The sequence below is a fragment of the Ruania alkalisoli genome, assembly GCF_014960965.1.
In the GTDB taxonomy this organism is placed as follows: domain Bacteria; phylum Actinomycetota; class Actinomycetes; order Actinomycetales; family Beutenbergiaceae; genus Ruania; species Ruania alkalisoli.
Genome location: NZ_CP063169.1, coordinates 3,383,973 through 3,405,779 on the forward strand (window position 1 = coordinate 3,383,973; position 21,807 = coordinate 3,405,779).

The following is a 21,807-nucleotide window of genomic DNA, read 5'->3' on the forward strand; positions in this document are numbered from 1 at the left end:
AGTGGAGCGTCGAGCTCAGTCTGGCCGATTCCACCCCGTGGCGCGGCGGATGCCCACCACCAGCACGTACGCGGTGATCGCCAGGGAGGCGATCGCACTGGCGGGGACGATCACAGCCCAGGCGTTCAGGCCCTGGTCAGGCCCGCCGGCGCTCGTCTGCACCACTACGAGGGAGGCGATCAGGATCGGGATGAGTCCGGCCGGGATCCCGATCGCGCCGAGCGCCTTCTGCCCGGGCGACCACAGCGGCGAGACGCACAGCAGCACGATTCCCGCGACGAGGATGACAACCGGCAGGATGAACGGCGCCGTCAGTGAGCCGAGGACGATCGCAGCCAGTGCGACCGGCGGCACCCAGGCGCGACTCAGGGCCGGTCGCTGCTCCGGTGCTGGAGCCGTGGGCGATGCACTCCGGTTGGTCCAGTCGGCAAGGGCCGCCTCGGCCACCTGACCAGGTGTCCCGAGACTGGTGAGGATGCGGTCGATATCGGCATCGGTCGGCTCCTCGTCCAGCTCGGCGATCATCGAGTCGAGGTGTTCCCGGACGGTATCGAGCACCTCGGCACGTTCGAGCGGATCCAGCGGGTCGAGCAGCCGGGCGAGATCGTCCAGGTAGCGGGCGGTGCGGCCGGTGTGGTCGGTGTAGTCAGTGGTCATGGTCATGACACTCCTCCTGAAGCAGGGGCTGCGTGATGGGTACGGGCGTACTGGGCGGCGCGCCGGGAGCCACGGATGACGAGAACGATGGCGATGGTCACTGAGGCTGCGGCAAAGAGATAGAAGCCAACGGTGAACAGGCTGATACCACCGACTGAGGCGCGCAGGAACAACAGCGACCCGGGGAAGATCATGAAGCTGCACAGCGGCAACCCGATGGCACCCCACACTCGCTCCGCTCCGGTCCACAGCGGAGCGATCGCGATCGCCAGGATTCCCGCACCCAGCAGAATGGCTGGGAAGCCCCAGAAGACGAACGCCCCACCGACCATCACAGCCACCAGGGCCACGGGCGGCACCCATCGGCCCACCAGCTTCGACCGAAGCAGGTCGATCGTGGTGACGACGCCAGTTGCGCCCGGCGTGTAAGGCCCCGTCGCCGGCCGCTCAGCCAGCGCCGCCTCGGCCACCTGCCCTGGCGAGCCAAGCTCGGCCAGGATCCGGTTCACGTCCGCCTCGGACGCCTCCCCCGGCACCTCGGCGAGCGCGGCCTCGATGTGCTCGCGCACGCCGTCCAGCACCTCGGCCCGCTCCGCGGGCTCCAATGCCGCGAGCAGCCGTGCCAGATCGTCCTGATAGCGGGCCAGCCGCTGAACTGTCTCCGTCATTGTTCTCCCTCCCCCAAACTGGAGTCGACTGCGGACCGGAACGGCGACCAGACGCGGATGAACACCTCAAGCGCCCGCTCTCCCTCGCCGGTGAGCGCGTAGTACCTCCGCGGCGGACCGGACGCCGACTCCTGCCAGTGCGTCTCCACCAGCCCTGACTTCCGCAGCCTCGCGAGCAGCGGGTACAGCGTTCCCTCACCGCTCATCAGCACACCATCGGTACTGAGCTGCCGGGCGATGTCCCGGCCGTAGGAGGCCCCGCCTCGCAGGGACGCGAGCACACAGTACTCGAGCGCGCCCCGGCGCAGATTGGTGAGGATCCCCTCCTCGCTAGGTACCATGCCTCACAAGGTACCTAGCAACGCACAGTCCCGCAACCTCCGGGAACCTGCTCCTCAGCGAGCCACGCCGAGAAGCAAGGACACGATCAGCGCGATGATCACCGTGTTGAACACGAATGCCAGGCCGGTCTGCACCATCACGGTTCGGCGCATGGCTGCCGTCGTCACCACCACATCGGACGTGGCGAACGTCGCCTGGATCGTCAACGCCAGGTACGCATAGTCGCTGAAGACCCGCGGATCCGATCCCGCGAACTCCAGCCCCGCCAAGCGTAGGTCAAGGCGCGCATAGTGCACCGCGTACATCACCACAACGTTGGCCCAGGAGCCGGCCACCATGGCCAGGGCGCACATCAGCAAGGGCTGCGACTCCCGCAGCGCCGGCACCGCGATGATCATCGCGACCACCACCAGCGCCAGCACCGAGACCTGCACCGACCAGGAGGGTGCGTCAGTTCGCCACCATCGGTCCCACAGCTGGTGACGCAGCCGCAGCCACCGGCTGTCCTGCCCAGCACGATCGTCCCGGACCAGGGCCACCCGCAGATCGGCTTCGGCCAGGCGCCCGTACGCGACCCTGGTCAGCACGAGATGAACGAACGTGAAGATCGTCCACGCCACGACCGCCGCAACCGCGGCCGCGTGTTCCTGCAGGCCCGGATCCCGGATCAGCCAGAGTGACCCAATGATGGCCGTCGCGAGAACCGCGACGACCGTGCTGACAACCGAGCGGCGCGCCTCGGGCAGCACCCATTGCCGCCACCGCTGCCCCGTGCGTGAACCCATCCTTCAGCAGGCCGTGGCAGCGAGCCCGCGCACGTCGATCGGCAGGCTCCCCGGTGCCGGCGCCTCCCCCGCGAGCACGGCGGCAACCGCGTCCATCGCCCCGGTCGTCCGGCCGAACGCCGCCACCCGCACCGGCGCATCCGTCCCGGTGAGTAACCACGGCGCGTCGAGGCTCACCGCCACGTCGCCCGTCCCCGACGGCGTCGCCCCCGTGATCAACCGCACGTCAGTGTCCGCGGGCTGCTCAAGCGGCACCACCTGCAATCCGGCCCGTTCGGCCGCGGCCACGAAGGCATCCCAGTCGTCTGCGGATCCGCCCCGCACGTGAATCCGTGGCCCGGCGAGCGCGCCCGAGCACTCGCCCTGCACGATCGTCACGGCCGCCTCGCTCAGCGCGGCCGAGGCCTGCGCCCCTGAGTCCGACTCGGCCAGATCCACCGGCCCGGCGTCCTGCGCTGACTGCTCTTGCCACTGCATGAGCGCGATCACGCGCCCGGCAGCCTCGTCGACGCGGTCACGTTCCAACGTCCCGTCCTCGAGTGCGCTGACGATCCCGTGATGCGCCTCGGCCACGTCCACGGGCCCGAGCAACAGATCGGCCCCGGCCGCGAGCGCCTCCACCGCGATCTCAGCTGAGGTCCGGGTCTGCGTCAGTGCGCCCATGTCGAGTCCGTCGGTGATCGCTACTCCGGTGAAGCCCAGTTCCTCCCGAAGCACCCGGTACGCCTCCGGGGAGAGCGACGCCGGCACTCCCGGGTCCCAGGCCTCGACTGAGATGTGCCCCATCATCACCGTGGGCGCACCCGCCTCGATCCCGGCTCGGAAGGGGGTGAGATCTCGTTCGGCGAGCTCGTCCGCAGATGCCGATTGCACCGGCAGGTCCTCGTGTGAGTCCACGGTGAGCGCCCCGTGACCGGGGAAGTGTTTGAGGCTGGAGAGCAGGCCACCGTCGGCGAAACCCTGCACTGCAGCCTCCACCGCCCGCGCGGCCCGGTCGGGATCACCGGAAGGCGACCGGTCCCGGATCACCGGGTCGGCCGAGCCGATCGTCACGTCCGCCACGGGTGCGAAGTCGTAGTTGATTCCCGTCGCCCGCAGTTCGATCGCCATCGCCTCGGCCGCGTCCGAGACGACCGCCGCATCGTCGGCGGCGCCTGCCGCCATGAACGGCGGGAACGACGTCCAGTCGCCAGTCGCGGCGGAGAGACGCTGCACCAGCCCGCCTTCGTTGTCCACCGCCATGATCGCCGGCCAGTCCCTACCGAGGTCGGCCTGCGCCTCCTGTACGGCGGCCGCCGTCTGCGCGACCTGCTCGGTAGAGTCCACGTTAGCTCCGAAGACGACGAGTCCGCCGAGGTGGTACTGCGTGAGCTCGGCGGCAGCAGCATCGGGATCCGTGCCCGGATAGCGAGCGAGGATTACCTGCCCGGCCGCCTCGTCCGGGCTCATCCTGGCAGCGAGTGCGGTGGCCGCCGCCACCTCACCCTCGGTAGGCCCCCAGGCCAGGGTTTCGCCGGCCGGCGAGGCGGAGGACGTGGGCTCTTCGCTCGGCTCGGGCGATGCGCTCGGTGACGTCGAGGGTGAGGGCGAGCCTGCGCCGTCGCCGGTGGGTGAGGTGCACCCTGCCAGGGCGAGCAGCCCGACGGCGGCCAGCACCGTCACCGCCCGACCTCGCCGGCGCCTTGTGGCGGCCGTCATGCCGTCGCCAGTACCTGCGTCAGCGGCATCTGGGAGTCGATGGTGATGTCGAACTCCGAGGCCGGCAACCCAGCGGCCACCACGGCCGAGCCGAGGGCGGCAATCATCGCCCCGTTGTCCGTGCAATACCGGATCGGCGGGATGCGCACCTCGATCCCCGCCTTCCCGAACCGCTCCACAGCCAGTTCGCGCAACCTGCTGTTGGCGGAGAACCCTCCCCCGATCACCACGCACCCGACGTCGTGGCGCTCGCATGCGGCCAGCGTCTTGGTGACCAGCACGTCGGCGACGGCCTCGGAGAAGGAGGCTGCGACGTCGGCAGCGGGCACCTCCTCACCTCGGTCGGTGAAGCCTTCCACCACCCGGGCGACGGCGGTCTTGAGGCCGGAGAAGGAGAAGTCGTAGGCGTGGGCGGCCATGTCCTTAGGGCGGGAGAGCCCGCGCGGGAACGCGAACGCCGCTGGGTCACCCTGCTGGGCGAGCTTGTCCACGTGCGGTCCGCCCGGATAGGGCAGCCCGAGCAGCCGGCCCACCTTGTCGAAGGCCTCGCCGGCGGCGTCGTCGAGGGTCTGGCCCAGCTCCACGACGTCGGTGGCGATGTCGCGTACATGCAGCAGACTCGAGTGCCCGCCCGAGACCACGAGACCGAGGAACTCCTCCGGGAATGGGCCGTCCACCAGGACGTCCACGGCCACGTGGCCGAGGATGTGGTTGACCCCGTACAGCGGTACGCCGAGCGCCAGGGCGAGGGACTTCGCCGCCGCCACCCCGACGGTGAGCGACCCGACCAGCCCGGGCCCGGAGGTCACCGCGACCGCGTCGATATCACCCAGGCTCACTCCGGCGCGCTCGACGGCGGCGCTGAGGGTGGGACCGAAGGCCTCCAGGTGCGCACGACTGGCCACCTCCGGGACGATCCCCCCGAAACGGGAGTGCTCATCCATCGAGGAGGCGGTCACGTCGGTGAGCAACTCCTGCCCACGGACCAGGGCGATCCCGGTCTCGTCGCAGGAAGTCTCGATCCCGAGGACGAGGGGCGGGTGATCATGCACTGCTGCCATGACCACCAAGCCTACGCCTGCCCGGTGGCCACCGGACGCGCCTCGTCGGCCGACCACTGCGACCACGACCCCGGATACAGGCGGGCCGGGACGCCGACGGCCGCGAGCGCCGCGACCTCGTGCGCCGCGGTCACTCCGGAACCGCAGTAGACCACCACGTCTTCGGCATCGCCGGCACCCACGGCGGTGAAGCGCCGCCGCAGATCCTCGCTGGGCCGGAACCGTTGCCCGGGGTCGAGGTTCTCTGCCGTCGGGGCGCTGACCGCCCCCGGAATGTGTCCGGCCCGCGGGTCCACCGGTTCGACCTCACCGGTGTAGCGCTCGGTGGCCCGGGCGTCCAGCAGCACCCCGTGGGAGGGGACGGCCGCCGTCTCTTCGGCGTCGGCCACCGGCATGTGACCGGCGGAGAGGGTGATGGTGCCGGGCACCACCTGCACGTCCCCGTCCTCCAGGATCCCCCCGCTCTCGCTCCAGGCACGCAGACCACCGTCGAGGATGCGCACATCGGCGATACCCGCCCACCGCAGCAGCCACCAGGCGCGGGCCGCGGAGGTGCCGCCGGTGTCGTCGTAGACCACCACCGGGTCCCCGTCATCGATCCCCCAGCGGCGCGCGGCAGCCTGGAGTGTCTCCAGATCGGGCAACGGGTGCCGGCCCTCCTCCCGGCTGGCGGGTGCGGCAAGATCGTGATCGAGATCCACGTACTGGGCACCGGGCACGTGACCGGCGAGGTAGAAGCGCCGGCCGTCCGGTTCGGCGAGGGACCAGCGCACATCCAGCAGCACCGGGCGCCGGGCGTGATCCGATTCCGAGACCAGTTCGGCCAGTTCCTCGGCCGTGACCAGCACGGCCCGCCGCATCGTGTCCGCGCTGCCCATCGTCTTCGCCTCCTCGACTGCCTCCGCCCCCACCGGTCCGGGGCTCGGGTCCGGCCTCAACCGTAGCCGCATCACCAGTGCGTCGGCCCCCTCCGGTTGGTAGTACCCGCGCCGGATACCGAGCGCCTCGAAACCGAACGAGGCGTACAAAGCCTGTGCTCCGCCGTCGGCGGCCCGTACCTCGAGGAAGACGCTCTCCGACCCGGCCGCACGTGCCCGTGCGATCAGCTCCGCCAGCATCCGGGCGGCATGCCCCCGGCGGCGGAAGGCCGGGTCCACTCCGATCGTCATCACCGAGGCATCGATTCCGTGGGCCAGTCCGGCGTAGCCCACCAGCCGCGAACCCTCGACGGCAGCCACATAGCAACGATCCGGTAGCGCCAGCTCGTCCTGGTAGACCGCCCGGCTCCACTGCCCAGCCCCGAACAGCACCGGCTCGAGGCGCATCACCTCCGGCAGATCCGAGGCGCGCAGGGGGCGCAGCCCGGGGGGTAGGAAAGTCACCTGCCCGTAGCCTGCCCCGGCACGTGGACGTCGGGGCGGCGCAGGTACAGCGCCTCGGTCGGTTGTGTCACCCCGGCCTGGGCCCGCACCAGGGCGAGGTGGCCCAGTCGCGACGCATCCACGACGGCGTCCGCTGCTCTCTCCTCCTCGCTCACCCCGCCCGCGAGGTCTGCGGGGTAGAGCGCAAGCCCCCGGCCGATCACCTGCCCTGCCTCGACGAGGTCGGCGTGGTCGGTCGCGACCTGGGCGGCGGTGTCGACACCCGGTCCGGCCACGGCGCGAACGACGTTCGCCTCGTCGCGGCGGTAGCGACCCCAGTAGACCTCACGACGCCGGGCATCGGTCACCACGAGCACCTCCTCGATGTCCTGCTCGGCCAGCGCATCCGCGGCGATCGCGTCGAGGGAGCTGACACCGTGGATCGGCAACCCGCGCGCCTGCGCGAAGGTGCGGGCGGTCACCAGGCCGACTCGCAATCCGGTGAACGGTGCGGGTCCGGTTCCCACGGCGATCGCGGTGAGGTCGGAGGCGGTGATGCCTGCGGTGTCCAGACAGCCCACGATCAGGGGGGCCAGGTACTCGACGTGCCGGCGCGGGTCATCGCTGCGGGCCGCGGCGAGCGTCTGACCGTTGTGCAGCACGGCCACAGCCGCCCCGTCGGAGGTGTCCAGGCACAGCAGAGTGGAGGTCGTGGTCACGCACCTACTCTACGAGCGGAACGGCTCGGAGGCCGACCGCTCGCTCTCACACCGGCAGGTCGACGCCCGCCCAGCGCTCCCCGACGCCTCGCAGGATCACACGCCGCGGCTGGTCGGCCGCGGCGGCCTCAGCCACATCGGTGCCGGGGCCCTCGCCCACCCCGCGCGGACGTTCCAGGTCGATCTCGAGCCGGTCCTGCGCCAGGCCCTCCACCAGACCGGCACCCCACTCGACCACGGTCACCGATTCGGCCATCGAGGAGTCCAGATCGAGCGCGTCCACCTCGGCGATCGAACCCAGGCGGTAGGCGTCCACGTGGATGAGCCCTGGCCCGGATCCAGTAGCGGCGTGCTCGCGGGCGATGATGAACGTCGGCGAGGCGACCCGGCCGCGCACCCCGAGGCCCTCCCCGATCCCCTGCGTCAAGGTGGTCTTGCCGGCGCCCAGGTCCCCCGTGAGGATCACCAGATCCCCGGCTCGCAGCACCTGCGCGAGGCGGCGCCCCAGCTCCTGGGTGGCGGAGGCGTCCGCCAGGGTGGACTCCACTCCACCCTGGCTCCCCGTCGTGATCCCGCTGTGCGCCGTCATACTGCTCCTTGCCCGGTGTAGACCCGCGGCACCCGCGGGCCGATCTGCGTCACGATCTCGTAGCTGATACCCCCGACGGCGTCCGCCCAGTCCTGCGCGGTCGGCTCACCCTGGGAGCCGCTGCCGAACAGGACAGCGGTGTCGCCCGCGGCCACGGGAAGCTCACGCACGTCCAGCACGAACTGGTCCATGCACACCCTCCCGGCGATGCGCACCTGCTGACCGGCCACCTGCACGGGCGCGGCGTTGCTCGCCCGCCGCGGAATGCCGTCGGCATACCCCAGCGGCACCGTCGCCAGGGTGGTCGGGTAGGAGGTGGTATAGGTGTGCCCGTAGGAGACGCCCTGCCCGGGGGCCGCGCTCTTGACCACATGCAGGTCGGCTTCCAGCCGCATCGCCGGGGTGAGTCCTACCTGCGGTGACGGGTGCGTCACCGGCATCGGGGAGAGTCCGTAGACGGCGATCCCGGGGCGTACCAGGTCATAGTGCACCTCGGGGAGGCTGATGGTGGCCGCCGAGTTCGCCAGGTGCCGCACCTCCAGTGTGGCGCCGGCGTTCTCTGCGCGGTGGACGGCCTCGGTGAAGACGGCGAGCTGCTCCCGCACGCTGGGGTGGTCGACCTCGTCGGCGCGCGCCAGGTGCGACCAGACACCCACCAGCCGCACCAGTCCCTCCGCCTGCAGGCGCATCGCCTCCCCGAGCATCTCGGTCCAGGTGTCGAGGAAGGACCCGCCGCGTCCGAGACCGGTGTCGACCTTGACGTGGAGCCGGGCCGTGCGCCCGGTGGTCCGTGCGGCGTCGGCGATCTCCGCCAGCGCCCACGGTGCGGGGGCGGAGATATCGATGTCGCTGCGCAGGACCTCGGTCAGCGGTGCACCCGGGCCGTACAACCAGGTGAGCACGGGGGCAGTGATCCCGGCCGCCCGTAGGGCGAGGGCTTCGGGCACCTGTGCAGCCCCCAGCCACGTGGCACCCCCGCGTAGCGCGGCCCGGGCCGCGGGTACCAGGCCATGGCCGTAGGCATCCCCCTTGACGACGGCCATGACCTGCGCGGTCGGGGCGCACTCGCGCAGCCAGCCGACGTTCGCGGCGATGGCGTCCAGGTCGACGACCGCGCGTCCCGGGTAGTAGGTCACGCCCTCAGTCTGCCACCGGGTGGTGACCGGTCGAGGTCAGCGACAACTCCGCGCGTTGCCCTGTTCTGTCGCCCGTGCCGCGCCGTGGACGACAGAACGGGGCAACGCTCGAGGGCAGACTGTGCTTGTCGGTGTCGGTTATCGGAGCGTGAGAACCTGCGCGAGGGTCCCCGGGAGGGCACGGACAAAGTCGGACGGCGTGACCGGGCCACCCGGATTCGCCCAGTGCGCGGCGCGACCGTGCACGAGCGCCGCCATCGCAGCCAGGAGCGGCACCGGTGCCTCGCTGGTGGCCAGCAGTGCCCCGAGAATCCCGGCGAGCACGTCTCCGGAGCCTGCCGTTGCCAGCCAGGGCGACCCGTCCGCCTGGCTGAGGAGCCCGACCTCGCCCGTTCGAATCCCCTTCCCGCCGTCGAATGCCTGCGAAGGTCCGGCGATCAACGTCACCGCCCCCTTGAGCAGCACCGTCGCCCCCGTGACCTCGACGGCGATCCGCACCCAGCGAGCCGGGTCGGCCTCCACTCGGGCCCGGTCGACCGGTGTTCCGCGAGCGCTGAGCAGCTCGGCCAGCTCACCCGCGTGCGGGGTGAGAACCGCGCGTCGTCTCCGATTGACCTGCGGGTCCTGTGGGAGCACGGACAACGCACCGGCGTCATAGACGAGCGCCGGCGGCGGCGTACCTGCCGCATCGGCCAGCTCGTCCACCTCGGCCAGGCGCTCCCGGACACGATCCTGGTCACGCTCATCCGACAGACCTGGTCCCAGGACCAGTGCTTGGACCCGGCCTGGGGTGGTCACGGTCTCGGGGTAATGGTCGAGCACTCGATCGGCCACCGCCCCGTCCTTCGAGAGGTAGCGGACCATGCCGCAGCCCGTGCGCAGGGCGGCCCCAACGGTCAGCACGGCCGCACCCGGATAGGTCCCCGAGCCGGCGACCACGCCGAGCACGCCGCGGGTGTACTTGTGGTCCCCTGGTCCCGGGACTGGCCACAGCCGCGCCACATCCGCCGCCTCCAGCCGTTCGACAAGCGCCGCCTGTGCGGCGAACTCTGGCTCGAGGCCGAGCTCGAGCACCTCAACCCGACCGGCCAGACCCGCCGCCGGCGGCAGCAGCAGGCCCGCCTTCATCGCCCCCATGGTCACGGTCCGGTCGGCGCGTAGCACCGGTCCGGACACGACGCCCCCGTCGGCGCTGAGCCCGCTCGGGGTGTCGACGGCGATGACCCGCCGAGCCGGGCGAACCTGCCCCTGTCGCAGCCGGTCCAGCACTCCCACGACGGCGGCGCTCGCCCCGCGGAGTCCACCCCGGACTCCGATTCCCGCCATCGCATCCACCCACACCTGAGCGAGACTTGCCTCGCGAACCCACGCGACGCCGTCGGGAATCGGAGAGTGAGCCTCGCCTGCAGAATCCTCCTCGCGAAGGGCAGGTGCGCCGTCGGGGGCGTGGACCAGAATGCGCACGCCGTGGCGCCGAGCGAAGGCGAGCCCATCCGCATGGACCTGCTCGCGCACGAGCAGCGCCGAGACGACCACACCGCGCTCGGCGAGGAGTCCAGCCGCGAAGAGGCCGTCACCGCCGTTGTTCCCCCCTCCCACGAGCACCAGCACACGCGCCTTGCTCCGCGGGACTCCGAGGCCATCCAGCTCCCCTCGGACGGCCGCGGCGACACCGCCGGCGGCCCAGCGCATCAACGGCCGGCCGGCGCTGAGTGCCGGTCCCTCAGCCGCCTGGACCGCCTGCCTGCCGTAGCCGCGGATCATCGGCCCTCCGCAACTGCGACCGCCGAGGCGATACCGGCGTCGTGGGAGATCGACAGGTGCCAGGAACTCACCCCGCGTGCCTCAGCGGCCGCGAGCACGGTGCCGCTGAGGTCGACCACGGGCGCGCCACCGACCACGCGGTGCACGGTGGCGTCTTGCCAGCTCATCCCGCCTGGGGCGCCGAGCGCTTTCGCGATCGCCTCCTTGGCCGCGAACCGGGCGGCAAGCGAGGAGGGCGGGAGCTCACGCTCGGCCGGGGTGAACAGCCTCTCCTTCAGCCCGGGGGCACGGTCGAGCGTGGCGAGGAAACGTTCGACGTCCACCACGTCTATCCCGACACCCACGATCATGAGATCACGCGCCTATCCGACTGTCCACTTACTCGACGGTGACCGACTTGGCGAGGTTGCGTGGCTGGTCGACATCGAGCCCCTTCGCCGTGGCCAGGGCAGCGGCGAAGATCTGCAGCGGAACCACGGTCACCAACGGCGCCAGGAGGGTCGGGGTCTGAGGGACCCGGAAGACGACGTCCGCGAACGGTTCAACGGCGTCGTCACCTTCCTCGGCGATCACCAGGGTGCGGGCGCCACGGGCACGGATCTCCTGGATGTTCGAGATCACCTTGGCGTGAAGGGCATCGCGCCCGCGCGGGGACGGGGCGATGACGAAGACCGGCTGCCCGGGCTCGACCAGTGCGATCGGACCGTGCTTGAGCTCACCGGCGGCAAACCCCTCGGCGTGAATGTAGGCGAGTTCCTTGAGCTTGAGCGCCCCTTCCAGGGCGACCGGGAATCCCACGTGCCGGCCCAGGAACAGCACGGTGCGCTCCTCGGCGAGCTCGCGAGCGACGGCCTGCACGTGGCCCTCGGTGTCGACCACCTGCTGGATGCGTTCGGGCATCAGCCGCAGTTCCTCGAGGTCCTCGGCGATCTCGTCGGGGAACTTGTTACCGCGCAGCTGAGCGAGGTAGAGGCCGAGGAGGTAGCAGGCAGTGATCTGGGCGAGGAACGCCTTCGTGGAGGCGACAGCTACCTCAGGGCCCGCATGGGTGTAGAGCACGGCGTCCGACTCGCGCGCGATGGTGGAGCCGTGGGTGTTGACGATGGCCAGCACCTTGGCCCCCTGCTCGCGTGCGTGCCGGACGGCCATGATGGTGTCCATCGTCTCCCCGGACTGGGAGATCGCGACGACGAGCGTCTTCTCGCTGACCACCGGGTCGCGGTAGCGAAACTCGTGCGCCAGCTCAACCTCCACCGGGATACGGCACCAGTGCTCGATGGCGTACTTGGCGACATGCCCGGCGTAGGCGGCAGTCCCGCAGGCGATGACCACGATCTTGTCGACCGAGCGCATCACAGTCTCGGAGATGCGCATCTCGTCCAGGATCAGCTCGCCCTTCTCTCCGACCCTTCCCAAGAGAGTGTCGGCCACGGCCTGCGGTTGGTCGTGAATCTCCTTGTTCATGAAGGTCTCGAAGCCACCCTTGACAGCGGCGTCGGCGGACCAGTCGACGGTGAACCGGCGCGGCTGAACGACGGTGCCGGCGGCGTCGGTCACCACGACGTCTGCGCCGGTGATGGTGACGACCTGGTCCTGCCCCATCTCCATGGCCTCGCGGGTGAAGGCGATGAATGCGGAGACGTCGCTGCCGAGGAAGTTCTCGCCTTCGCCCAGGCCGATCACCAGCGGCGAATTGCGCCGGGCACCCACGACGGTATCGGGCTGGTCAGCATGCACGGCGAGCAGGGTGAAGGCGCCCTCGAGGCGACGCACGACCTGGCGCATCGCCTCCGTCAGGTCACCGGTCTCGTCGTAAGCGCCCGCGAGCAGGTGGGCGACCACCTCGGTGTCGGTCTCGGAGTGGAACTGCGTCCCGTCGGCGACCAGCGCGCTCTTCAGGGCGTGGAAGTTCTCGATGATCCCGTTATGGATGACGGCGAGGCGACCGTCGCCGCTGAGGTGCGGGTGAGCGTTGACGTCCGTAGGTGCACCGTGGGTGGCCCACCGGGTATGACCGATCGCGGCCGTCCCCTCGGCGAGCGGGCGCTCGTCGAGCTCCCGGGTGAGATTGGTCAGCTTGCCCGCTTTCTTGGCCGATACCAGGCCGTCGGGCGTAGCGATCGCAATCCCAGCCGAGTCGTACCCTCGGTACTCGAGCCGGCCGAGCCCCTCCATGACCACGTCGAGCGGGCGGCTGCTGGCAGCCGCGGGGCCGACGTATCCGACGATTCCGCACATGCGCACAGCGTAACCGCGTGTACGCGCGCGAGGCGCAAGAGTGGAAGAGTAGGCGCGTGACTGCTTCCGACCTCACTCGTGCCGACACTCCGGTGAGTCCGTACGTGGAGTTCGACCGGACGGCCTGGAGCCGTCTGTCCGCCTCCACACCGCTCCCGCTGACCGCCGATGACGTTGAGCACCTGCGCGGTCTGGGCGATCCGATCGACCTGGCCGAGGTGGACACTGCCTACCGGCCACTCTCGCGGCTGCTGACACTGTACGTGGCCGCTTCGCAGCGGCTACGGGCCACGACATCGACCTTTCTTGGTGAACGCACGCACCGCACACCGTTCGTGATCGGAATAGCCGGCTCGGTCGCGGTGGGGAAATCGACTGCGGCACGGGTGCTACGCGAACTGCTGCGACGGTGGCCGGAGACACCGCGGGTGGAACTGGTCACCACGGATGGATTCCTGCACCCCAATGCCGAGCTTCAGCGCCGAGGGCTGATGGACCGCAAGGGTTTCCCCGAGTCCTACGACCGGCGGGCCCTGCTCGACTTCCTCACTCAGGTCAAGGCCGGAGCCGATCGCGTGAGCGCACCGGTGTACTCCCACCTCACCTACGACATCGTGCCGGACCGGACGGTCGAGGTGCGGGCTCCCGAGGTGCTCATCGTGGAAGGCCTGAACGTGCTGGCGCCGGCGCGCGTGACAGCGCAGGGAGAGGCGTCGCTCGCTGTCAGCGACTTCTTCGACTTCTCGATCTACATCGACGCTGCGACCGAAGATATCCGGCGCTGGTACGTCGACAGGTTCCTCGACCTGCGGCAGACGGCATTCGCCGACGAGCGCTCGTACTTCCACCGGTACGCCGCCCTCGACGATGCGCAGGCACGCGCCCGGGCGCTGCAGATCTGGGAGTCGATCAATGAACCCAACCTGGTGGAGAACGTGCTGCCGACGCGTGGCCGGGCGACGCTGGTGCTGACCAAGGATTCCGACCACCGGCTCAGTCGCTTCGGCTTGCGGAAGATCTGAGCCGTGGCTGCTGGAACGCAGGACACCGTGCTCGTGGCCACCCGGGCCGGCACCGTACGCGGGGTGGCGCGGCCCGGGTCGTTGGCCTTCCGCGGAATCCCGTACGCAGCGGCACCCGTGGGCGAGCTGCGGTTCGCTGCGCCGGCGCCGCACCCGGGCTGGGACGGCGTCCGAGACGCGATGGAGAACGGGCCGACACCGTCGCTGGGGCCGGTCGGGGACGCGTACTCGATCCCCGAACCTGTGGTCAGCGGGAGCGAGGTGCTCAATCTCAACGTGTTCACCCCGGACACGGCGGCCCGGCTGCCGGTCTACGTCTGGGTGCACGGCGGAAGCTACGTGGGTGGCTCACCCGGGGGCCCGTGGTTCGACGGCGCCACATTCAACGCCTCCGGAGTGGTCGTGGTCACGATCACCTACCGGCTCGGGTTCGAAGGTTATGGCGACGTGCCCGGCGCGCCGTCGAACCGTGCGCTGCGGGACATGATCGCTGCGCTGGAGTGGGTGCAGGAGAACATCGGGGACTTCGGCGGCGACCCCGGCCGAGTCACCCTGGGCGGACAGAGCGCCGGCGCAGGAGCCGTGCTGGCCCTGCTCGCCGCGCCACGTGCCACGGGTTTGTTCCACCGTGCCGTCTCCCACTCCGCTCCACTTCCGGATATCGACGTCGCCACGGCGCAGCGGGTCGGTCGAGACCTTGCCTCAGCGTGCGGGGTGGAACACACGCTGGACGGCTGGCGCGGCGTTCCTCGCACGGACGTCGTGGCTGCCGAGCGGGCCACCGGATCGGCCGATCTGTTCGCCGCCCTCGCGAACCTGTACCGCATGCTTTCAGGGGAGGAACCGGTCACGACGTTCGGTCCGGTACTGGACGGCGACCTGCTTCCCGAGGACTCACAGGATCTGCTGCAGGGCAATCCCGGTATCCCCTTGATGCTCGGTGCCACCAGCCACGAGTTCAATCGGGTCACGGCGCCGATCGAGCGTTATCTCGCTCGAGGAGTGGGCGCTGCGGTGCTCATGGGCCTCGGTGTGCCTCCAGCCTTGGCACGTGCCTACCCCCGTGCGTTCCCGGACTGGAACCCTGCCGAGTTGCTCGGCCAGGCGGTCACAGACCGCGTCTTCCGCATCCCGGCGGTCAAGGTGTCGACCGCGCGCGCCGCATCACCCGCGAGTCACACATGGTTGTGGGACTTCCGGTGGCGCTCCCCCGTCTCCGGTCGGGCCGTGCATTGCGTCGATCTGCCCTTCGCGTGGGGTCGGTTGAACGCCGAGCGGGTGCAGCGGATCGCGGGAGCGAGTCCACCCGAGACCTTGCAGCGCGAGGTGCATTCGGCGATCGCGCGATTCGTCAACGGAGGCCACCCAGGCTGGCAGCCATTTGGGCCCGAACAGCCGACGGCGCGGGTCTGGGACACACCAGCGTGGACAGGGCGCGATCCATTCCGATTCGAGCGGATCGCCCTCGAGGTACTCTCAGGATCGTGACTCGATGGGCCCGGTGTCGGCTGCTTCCTTGCGTACCTCCGCCTGCCTGATCTCCGCGACCGGATCGACACCACGACGTCTCAGGATCAGCCGGACCACACCATCCACCAGGAATCCCATTGCTACGCCGAGAACGACGCCCACCACCACGCCGAGCAGTGGATTGGCGTGCAGCGCAGCTCCAGCGCCCGCTCCCAGCGCAATCGAGTACACCGCCCACATCACCGCCGCTACCGCGGCGATCGGCACAAAGCGTCGATACGGGTACCCCACCGCACCAGCAGTCATATTGACCGCGACGCGCCCGATCGGGATGTAGCGGGCGGCGAGGATGAACACCGCCCCGCGCCGCGCCAACGCACTCTCTGCCCATGCGAGGGTCTTCGCACCCCGCCTGCTGCGGAAGATGCGGAAGCGGTGGATCGGCAATCGCGTGCCGATCAGATAGGCGATGTTGTCACCGATGAACGCACCGGCTGCCGCGACGATCCCGATCCACCAGAGACTCGGAGCCTCGTGGGAGATCGACAGGCTCGTGAGCGCGATCACGACTGATTCGCTCGGGATCGGTGGAAAGAAACCATCGATGATGCAGCAGGCAAGAAGGACCAGCAGTACCCACGGCGAAGCCGCCAACTCCAGGATGGGGCCCTCAACGGCGTCTAGCACCTGCGCTCCTCGCGTTCTGATCGGAAAGTCCCACCGTACGCAAGCCCATGCCTGACGTCATCGGGGTCTTCCCTGAATCATCCCTGACGGCAGGTCACTACGTCATCCCTCCCCGGGTGGGCAGGCACGCACGAGAGGTACACCTGCGGTAGCAGACCGTGGTCACGCTGGGCTCCCATGGCGCGCAGCCAGACTCGAGGACAGCCAATCCGGTCACTGCCATCACGACCGCAGGCGCCGTCGGGCTGGTGTCCCAGGGCTTGCGCAGGTCATCCGCACGACCGGGTGAACGCACTACCGGGGTTAACGCAACAAGGGCCACCCCGTGGTGGGGTGGCCCTTGTTGGAATGGGTGTCCGGCGGTGTCCTACTCTCCCACGACCTCGCGGTCGCAGTACCATCGGCGCTGAGGGGCTTAGCTTCCGGGTTCGGAATGGGACCGGGCGTTTCCCGCCTCGCTATGGCCGCCGTAACTCTATGGAGATGACTACTGCACACTCTGCCCCTGTTCCTACCCCGGGCTTGTTGAACAGACCCTGGGCGGGGTGGGTGGTGGTGGCGGTCTCTCGGGAACCGCACAGTGGACGCGTACACGCAATGATTGTGTGTTGTGGTAAGTCATCGGCATATTAGTACCGGTCAGCTTCACACCTTTCGGTGCTTCCACATCCGGCCTATCAACCCAGTGGTCTAGCTGGGAGCCTCTCACACCTCGAGGGTGTATGGAAATCTCATCTTGAAGCAGGCTTCCCACTTAGATGCTTTCAGCGGTTATCCCTTCCCAACGTAGCTAACCAGCCGTGCTCCTGGCGGAACAACTGGCACACCAGAGGTTAGTCCGTCCCGGTCCTCTCGTACTAGGGACAGCCCTTCTCAAATTTCCAACGCGCGCAGCGGATAGGGACCGAACTGTCTCACGACGTTCTGAACCCAGCTCGCGTACCGCTTTAATGGGCGAACAGCCCAACCCTTGGGACCTACTCCAGCCCCAGGATGCGACGAGCCGACATCGAGGTGCCAAACCATGCCGTCGATATGGACTCTTGGGCAGGATCAGCCTGTTATCCCCGGGGTACCTTTTATCCGTTGAGCGACGGCGCTTCCACGAGCCACCGTCGGGTCACTAGTTCCGACTTTCGTCCCTGCTCGACATGTACGTCTCACAGTCAAGCTCCCTTGTGTACTTACACTCGCCACCTGATTGCCAACCAGGCTGAGGGAACCTTTGAGCGCCTCCGTTACTTTTTAGGAGGCAACCGCCCCAGTTAAACTACCCACCAGGCACTGTCCCTGATCCGGATCACGGACCGAGGTTAGATGTCCAGAACGACCAGAGTGGTATTTCAACGTTGACTCCACACCCGCTGGCGCGGGCGCTTCACAGTCTCCCACCTATCCTACACAAGCCGTACCGAACACCAATACCAAGCTATAGTAAAGGTCCCGGGGTCTTTCCGTCCTGCTGCGCGTAACGAGCATCTTTACTCGTAGTGCAATTTCGCCGAGTTCGCGGTTGAGACAGCGGAGAAGTCGTTACGCCATTCGTGCAGGTCGGAACTTACCCGACAAGGAATTTCGCTACCTTAGGATGGTTATAGTTACCACCGCCGTTTACTGGGGCTTAAATTCTGAGCTTCGCCACCAAAGGTGACTAACCCGTCCTCTTAACCTTCCAGCACTGGGCAGGCGTCAGTCCGTATACATCGTCTTGCGACTTCGCACGGACCTGTGTTTTTGATAAACAGTCGCTTCTCCCTGGTCTCTGCGGCCTTCAACGCTCACCACCGCAATGGGCAGGTCACGCGTCCGGCCCCCCTTCTCCCGAAGTTACGGGGGCATTTTGCCGAGTTCCTTAACCACGATTCACTCGATCGCCTTAGTATTCTCTACCTGACCACCTGAGTCGGTTTAGGGTACGGGCGGCTAGAACCTCGCGCCGAGGTTTTTCTAGGCAGCATAGGATCACCCAATCATCCAGCATACGCTGTCACCATCAGCTCTCAGGCACATGAGGCACGGATTTACCTATACCTCGCCCTACAGCCTTGGACGTGCCAAGCCATAAGACACGCTGGGCTACCTTCCTGCGTCACCCCTGTTACTACGCTTACCTACTACCGGTTCGGGTCACGCGCTCGGACTGCACGTCCCCCGAAGGGGATCTAGCAGACGTTGGGCGTTTAGCATCACCGGATTCGGTATGGGCGGTTCTTCGCCGGTAGCAGAATATCAACTGCTTGTCCATCGACTACGCCTGTCGGCCTCGCCTTAGGTCCCGACTTACCCAGGGCGGATTAACCTGGCCCTGGAACCCTTGGTCATTCGGCGGACGGGTTTCTCACCCGTCTTTCGCTACTCATGCCTGCATTCTCACTCGTGTGGCGTCCACGGCTGGATCACTCCGCCGCTTCACTCCCCACACGACGCTCCCCTACCCATCCACACACCTGGACCCACCCCCGAAGAGGTAAGCCAAGTAAATGCGTGAATGCCACAGCTTCGGCGGTATGCTTGAGCCCCGCTACATTGTCGGCGCAGAATCACTTGACCAGTGAGCTATTACGCACTCTTTCAAGGGTGGCTGCTTCTAAGCCAACCTCCTGGTTGTCTGTGCAACTCCACATCCTTTCCCACTTAGCATACGCTTAGGGGCCTTAGCTGGTGGTCTGGGCTGTTTCCCTCTCGACTACGAAGCTTATCCCCCGCAGTCTCACTGCCACGCTCTCACTTACCGGCATTCGGAGTTTGGTTGACGTCAGTAACCTGGTGAGGCCCATCAGCCATCCAGTAGCTCTACCTCCGGTAAGAAACACGTGACGCTGCACCTAAATGCATTTCGGGGAGAACCAGCTATCACGAAGTTTGATTGGCCTTTCACCCCTATCCACAGCTCATCCCCCCAGTTTTCAACCTAGGTGGGTTCGGTCCTCCACGCGGTCTTACCCGCGCTTCAACCTGGCCATGGATAGATCACTTCGCTTCGGGTCTAGAGCACGCGACTACGGTCGCCCTATTCGGACTCGCTTTCGCTACGGCTTCCCCACACGGGTTAACCTCGCCACGTACCACTAACTCGCAGGCTCATTCTTCAAAAGGCACGCTGTCACCCCTGCTAAGGAGGCTCCAACGGATTGTAAGCATTCGGTTTCAGGTACTATTTCACTCCCCTCCCGGGGTACTTTTCACCTTTCCCTCACGGTACTTGTCCGCTATCGGTCACCAGGTAGTATTTAGGCTTACCAAGTGGTCTTGGCAGATTCACACGGGATTTCTCGGGCCCCGTGCTACTTGGGATACTCATCAAGAGGCCACGCAATTTCGTCTACGGGAGTAACACCCTCTATGCTGGGCCTTTCAATGCCCTTCGACTATCACGCGACTTGATCACTCTTCGCCAACCCGGCAGGATCAGCCAACGAGTCCCACAACCCCACAAGTGCAACGCCTGCCGGCTATCACACACCCATGGTTTGGCCTCATCCGATTTCGCTCGCCACTACTCTCGGAATATCTTTTCCTGTGGGTACTGAGATGTTTCACTTCCCCACGTTCCCTCCACACACCCTATGTGTTCAGGTGCAGGTAACCGGGCATGACCCCGGCTGGGTTTCCCCATTCGGAAATCCTCGGATCAAAGTTCGTTTGCCAACTCCCCGAGGCTTATCGCAAGCTACTACGTCCTTCTTCGGCTCCTGGTGCCAAGGCATCCACCGAATGCTCTTAAAAACTTGCCACAAAAATCAAAGATGCTCGCGTCCACTGTGCAGTTCTCAAGCTACCGACACTCACCCAACCCGCATACCAGCAACAGCCAGCACCAGACCAGACGGTGTACAACCAACCAACAACCCCACCAAAGCGGGCTCATTGCCTGGGACACCCAACAGTGTGTCCGCCCCAACACCCACCCCCACACAGGAAGGCAAGCACCAGAGACCGTGATTAATGTTCCACCCAATAGAAGCACCACCCCCAGAACACTCGCCCAGGGCATGGCACACCACCACCACATGACACCCACAACAGGCACCACAACAGCAGCAGCGAGCTTCACAACGTGAAACTCCTTAGAAAGGAGGTGATCCAGCCGCACCTTCCGGTACGGCTACCTTGTTACGACTTCGTCCCAATCGCCAATCCCACCTTCGACAGCTCCCCCCACAAGGGTTGGGCCACCGGCTTCGGGTGTTACCGACTTTCATGACGTGACGGGCGGTGTGTACAAGGCCCGAGAACGTATTCACCGCAGCGTTGCTGATCTGCGATTACTAGCGACTCCGACTTCATGGGGTCGAGTTGCAGACCCCAATCCGAACTGAGACCGGCTTTCTGGGATTCGCTCCACCTCGCGGTATCGCAGCCCTTTGTACCGGCCATTGTAGCATGCGTGAAGCCCAAGACATAAGGGGCATGATGATTTGACGTCATCCCCACCTTCCTCCGAGTTGACCCCGGCAGTCTCCTATGAGTCCCCACCATTACGTGCTGGCAACATAGGACGAGGGTTGCGCTCGTTGCGGGACTTAACCCAACATCTCACGACACGAGCTGACGACAACCATGCACCACCTGTACACCAGTGTCCAAAGAGACCCACATCTCTGCAGGCTTCCGGTGTATGTCAAGCCTTGGTAAGGTTCTTCGCGTTGCATCGAATTAATCCGCATGCTCCGCCGCTTGTGCGGGCCCCCGTCAATTCCTTTGAGTTTTAGCCTTGCGGCCGTACTCCCCAGGCGGGGCACTTAATGCGTTAGCTGCGGCACAGAATCCGTGGAATGGATCCCACACCTAGTGCCCAACGTTTACGGCATGGACTACCAGGGTATCTAATCCTGTTCGCTCCCCATGCTTTCGCTCCTCAGCGTCAGTAGTGGCCCAGAGACCTGCCTTCGCCATCGGTGTTCCTCCTGATATCTGCGCATTCCACCGCTACACCAGGAATTCCAGTCTCCCCTACCACACTCTAGTCTGCCCGTACCCACTGCAGGCGCGGAGTTGAGCCCCGCGTTTTCACAGCAGACGCGACAAACCGCCTACGAGCTCTTTACGCCCAATAATTCCGGACAACGCTTGCGCCCTACGTATTACCGCGGCTGCTGGCACGTAGTTAGCCGGCGCTTCTTCTGCAGGTACCGTCAGCCGAAGCCTTCTTCCCTACTGAAAGAGGTTTACAACCCGAAGGCCGTCATCCCTCACGCGGCGTCGCTGCATCAGGCTTTCGCCCATTGTGCAATATTCCCCACTGCTGCCTCCCGTAGGAGTCTGGGCCGTGTCTCAGTCCCAGTGTGGCCGGTCACCCTCTCAGGCCGGCTACCCGTCACCGCCTTGGTAGGCCATCACCCCACCAACAAGCTGATAGGCCGCGAGCCCATCCCTCACCAAAAAATCTTTCCAAACACACCCATGCGAGCATGCCTGAATATCCAGTATTAGACGCCGTTTCCAGCGCTTATCCCAGAGAAAGGGGCAGGTTACTCACGTGTTACTCACCCGTTCGCCACTAATCCACGGTGCAAGCACCGCTTCATCGTTCGACTTGCATGTGTTAAGCACGCCGCCAGCGTTCGTCCTGAGCCAGGATCAAACTCTCCGTAAAAGAATCTATCAACA

General features: G+C 66.8%; 16 protein-coding genes and 3 rRNA genes. 2 read left to right on the forward strand and 17 right to left on the reverse strand.

Annotated elements, in window-relative coordinates; genetic code table 11:
* Window positions 1-15: 15 nt before the first annotated feature.
* From IM660_RS14980 to glmS, 13 genes are all read right to left on the reverse strand, one after another.
* Window positions 16-663 (reverse strand): DUF1700 domain-containing protein, encoded by a 648-nt coding sequence (locus IM660_RS14980; RefSeq protein WP_193496645.1) that lies wholly within the window; start codon window positions 661-663, stop codon window positions 16-18.
* Window positions 660-1,325 carry an HAAS signaling domain-containing protein gene (locus IM660_RS14985; RefSeq protein ID WP_193496646.1) on the reverse strand — a complete coding sequence of 222 codons (666 nt, stop codon included), beginning with the start codon at window positions 1,323-1,325 and terminating at the stop codon, window positions 660-662. Before IM660_RS14985 ends, IM660_RS14980 begins: the two co-directional genes overlap by 4 nt.
* Window positions 1,322-1,666 carry a PadR family transcriptional regulator gene (locus tag IM660_RS14990; protein ID WP_193496647.1) on the reverse strand — a complete coding sequence of 115 codons (345 nt, stop codon included), beginning with the start codon at window positions 1,664-1,666 and terminating at the stop codon, window positions 1,322-1,324. The genes IM660_RS14985 and IM660_RS14990 overlap by 4 nt, the downstream gene beginning before the upstream one ends.
* 54 nt (window positions 1,667-1,720) lie before the next feature.
* Window positions 1,721-2,452 (reverse strand): DUF1345 domain-containing protein, encoded by a 732-nt coding sequence (locus tag IM660_RS14995; RefSeq protein ID WP_193496648.1) that lies wholly within the window; start codon window positions 2,450-2,452, stop codon window positions 1,721-1,723.
* A gap of 3 nt (window positions 2,453-2,455) precedes the next feature.
* Complete coding sequence (locus tag IM660_RS15000) at window positions 2,456-4,114, reverse strand: glycoside hydrolase family 3 N-terminal domain-containing protein (RefSeq protein WP_246464974.1); 1,659 nt, start codon at window positions 4,112-4,114, stop codon at window positions 2,456-2,458.
* A gap of 32 nt (window positions 4,115-4,146) precedes the next feature.
* On the reverse strand, window positions 4,147-5,211 hold the full coding sequence (tsaD, locus tag IM660_RS15005) for a tRNA (adenosine(37)-N6)-threonylcarbamoyltransferase complex transferase subunit TsaD (RefSeq protein WP_193496649.1): 1,065 nt from the start codon (window positions 5,209-5,211) through the stop codon (window positions 4,147-4,149).
* Between the two features lie 11 nt (window positions 5,212-5,222).
* A complete protein-coding gene (gene rimI / locus IM660_RS19995) occupies window positions 5,223-6,593 on the reverse strand; it encodes a ribosomal protein S18-alanine N-acetyltransferase (RefSeq protein WP_193496650.1) in 1,371 nt (456 codons plus the stop codon).
* Window positions 6,590-7,291 carry a tRNA (adenosine(37)-N6)-threonylcarbamoyltransferase complex dimerization subunit type 1 TsaB gene (tsaB, locus tag IM660_RS15015; protein ID WP_246464975.1) on the reverse strand — a complete coding sequence of 234 codons (702 nt, stop codon included), beginning with the start codon at window positions 7,289-7,291 and terminating at the stop codon, window positions 6,590-6,592. The genes rimI and tsaB overlap by 4 nt, the downstream gene beginning before the upstream one ends.
* A 46-nt stretch (window positions 7,292-7,337) precedes the next feature.
* The gene (gene tsaE / locus IM660_RS15020) at window positions 7,338-7,880 is read right to left on the reverse strand and encodes a tRNA (adenosine(37)-N6)-threonylcarbamoyltransferase complex ATPase subunit type 1 TsaE (RefSeq protein ID WP_193496651.1); all 543 of its coding nucleotides are present in this window, start codon (window positions 7,878-7,880) and stop codon (window positions 7,338-7,340) included.
* Entirely contained in the window at window positions 7,877-9,016 is a 1,140-nt protein-coding gene (alr, locus tag IM660_RS15025; RefSeq protein WP_193496652.1) for an alanine racemase, read from the reverse strand. Before alr ends, tsaE begins: the two co-directional genes overlap by 4 nt.
* A 138-nt stretch (window positions 9,017-9,154) precedes the next feature.
* Window positions 9,155-10,780 (reverse strand): bifunctional ADP-dependent NAD(P)H-hydrate dehydratase/NAD(P)H-hydrate epimerase, encoded by a 1,626-nt coding sequence (locus tag IM660_RS15030; protein ID WP_193496653.1) that lies wholly within the window; start codon window positions 10,778-10,780, stop codon window positions 9,155-9,157.
* The gene (locus tag IM660_RS15035; RefSeq protein ID WP_193496654.1) at window positions 10,777-11,130 is read right to left on the reverse strand and encodes a holo-ACP synthase; all 354 of its coding nucleotides are present in this window, start codon (window positions 11,128-11,130) and stop codon (window positions 10,777-10,779) included. Before IM660_RS15035 ends, IM660_RS15030 begins: the two co-directional genes overlap by 4 nt.
* A 28-nt stretch (window positions 11,131-11,158) precedes the next feature.
* Window positions 11,159-13,018: a glutamine--fructose-6-phosphate transaminase (isomerizing) gene (gene glmS / locus IM660_RS15040; RefSeq protein ID WP_193496655.1), complete on the reverse strand. Its 1,860-nt coding sequence runs from the start codon at window positions 13,016-13,018 to the stop codon at window positions 11,159-11,161.
* A 56-nt stretch (window positions 13,019-13,074) separates the two neighbouring features.
* Here glmS and coaA point away from each other — a divergent pair, with 56 nt between their 5' ends.
* Window positions 13,075-14,040, forward strand: a complete 966-nt coding sequence (coaA, locus tag IM660_RS15045) for a type I pantothenate kinase (protein ID WP_193496656.1) — start codon at window positions 13,075-13,077, stop codon at window positions 14,038-14,040.
* Between the two features lie 3 nt (window positions 14,041-14,043).
* On the forward strand, window positions 14,044-15,528 hold the full coding sequence (locus tag IM660_RS15050; protein ID WP_193496657.1) for a carboxylesterase/lipase family protein: 1,485 nt from the start codon (window positions 14,044-14,046) through the stop codon (window positions 15,526-15,528).
* On the opposite strand, the gene IM660_RS15055 is transcribed toward IM660_RS15050, so the two are convergent.
* From IM660_RS15055 to IM660_RS15070, 4 genes are all read right to left on the reverse strand, one after another.
* On the reverse strand, window positions 15,517-16,197 hold the full coding sequence (locus tag IM660_RS15055) for a DedA family protein (RefSeq protein ID WP_246464976.1): 681 nt from the start codon (window positions 16,195-16,197) through the stop codon (window positions 15,517-15,519). The two genes, IM660_RS15050 and IM660_RS15055, sit on opposite strands and share 12 nt — an antisense overlap.
* 354 nt (window positions 16,198-16,551) lie before the next feature.
* A 5S ribosomal RNA gene (gene rrf, locus IM660_RS15060) occupies window positions 16,552-16,669 on the reverse strand.
* Window positions 16,670-16,806: 137 nt separating this feature from the next.
* A 23S ribosomal RNA gene (locus IM660_RS15065) occupies window positions 16,807-19,931 on the reverse strand.
* A 337-nt stretch (window positions 19,932-20,268) separates the two neighbouring features.
* Window positions 20,269-21,793, reverse strand: a 16S ribosomal RNA gene (locus IM660_RS15070).
* Together the 16S, 23S and 5S rRNA genes form the textbook arrangement of a ribosomal RNA operon.
* Window positions 21,794-21,807: the final 14 nt, after the last annotated feature.

What these genes read in the sequence shown, in the direction of transcription:
- IM660_RS14985 (WP_193496646.1), bottom strand. Translation starts at nt 1,325, where the DNA reads ATGACGGAGACAGTTCAGCGGCTGGCCCGCTATCAGGACGATCTGGCA.
- IM660_RS14995 (WP_193496648.1), bottom strand. Translation starts at nt 2,452, where the DNA reads ATGGGTTCACGCACGGGGCAGCGGTGGCGGCAATGGGTGCTGCCCGAG.
- IM660_RS14990 (WP_193496647.1), bottom strand. Translation starts at nt 1,666, where the DNA reads ATGGTACCTAGCGAGGAGGGGATCCTCACCAATCTGCGCCGGGGCGCG.
- IM660_RS15035 (WP_193496654.1), bottom strand. Translation starts at nt 11,130, where the DNA reads ATGATCGTGGGTGTCGGGATAGACGTGGTGGACGTCGAACGTTTCCTC.
- IM660_RS15030 (WP_193496653.1), bottom strand. Translation starts at nt 10,780, where the DNA reads ATGATCCGCGGCTACGGCAGGCAGGCGGTCCAGGCGGCTGAGGGACCG.
- tsaE (WP_193496651.1), bottom strand. Translation starts at nt 7,880, where the DNA reads ATGACGGCGCACAGCGGGATCACGACGGGGAGCCAGGGTGGAGTGGAG.
- IM660_RS14980 (WP_193496645.1), bottom strand. Translation starts at nt 663, where the DNA reads ATGACCATGACCACTGACTACACCGACCACACCGGCCGCACCGCCCGC.
- glmS (WP_193496655.1), bottom strand. Translation starts at nt 13,018, where the DNA reads ATGTGCGGAATCGTCGGATACGTCGGCCCCGCGGCTGCCAGCAGCCGC.
- tsaD (WP_193496649.1), bottom strand. Translation starts at nt 5,211, where the DNA reads ATGGCAGCAGTGCATGATCACCCGCCCCTCGTCCTCGGGATCGAGACT.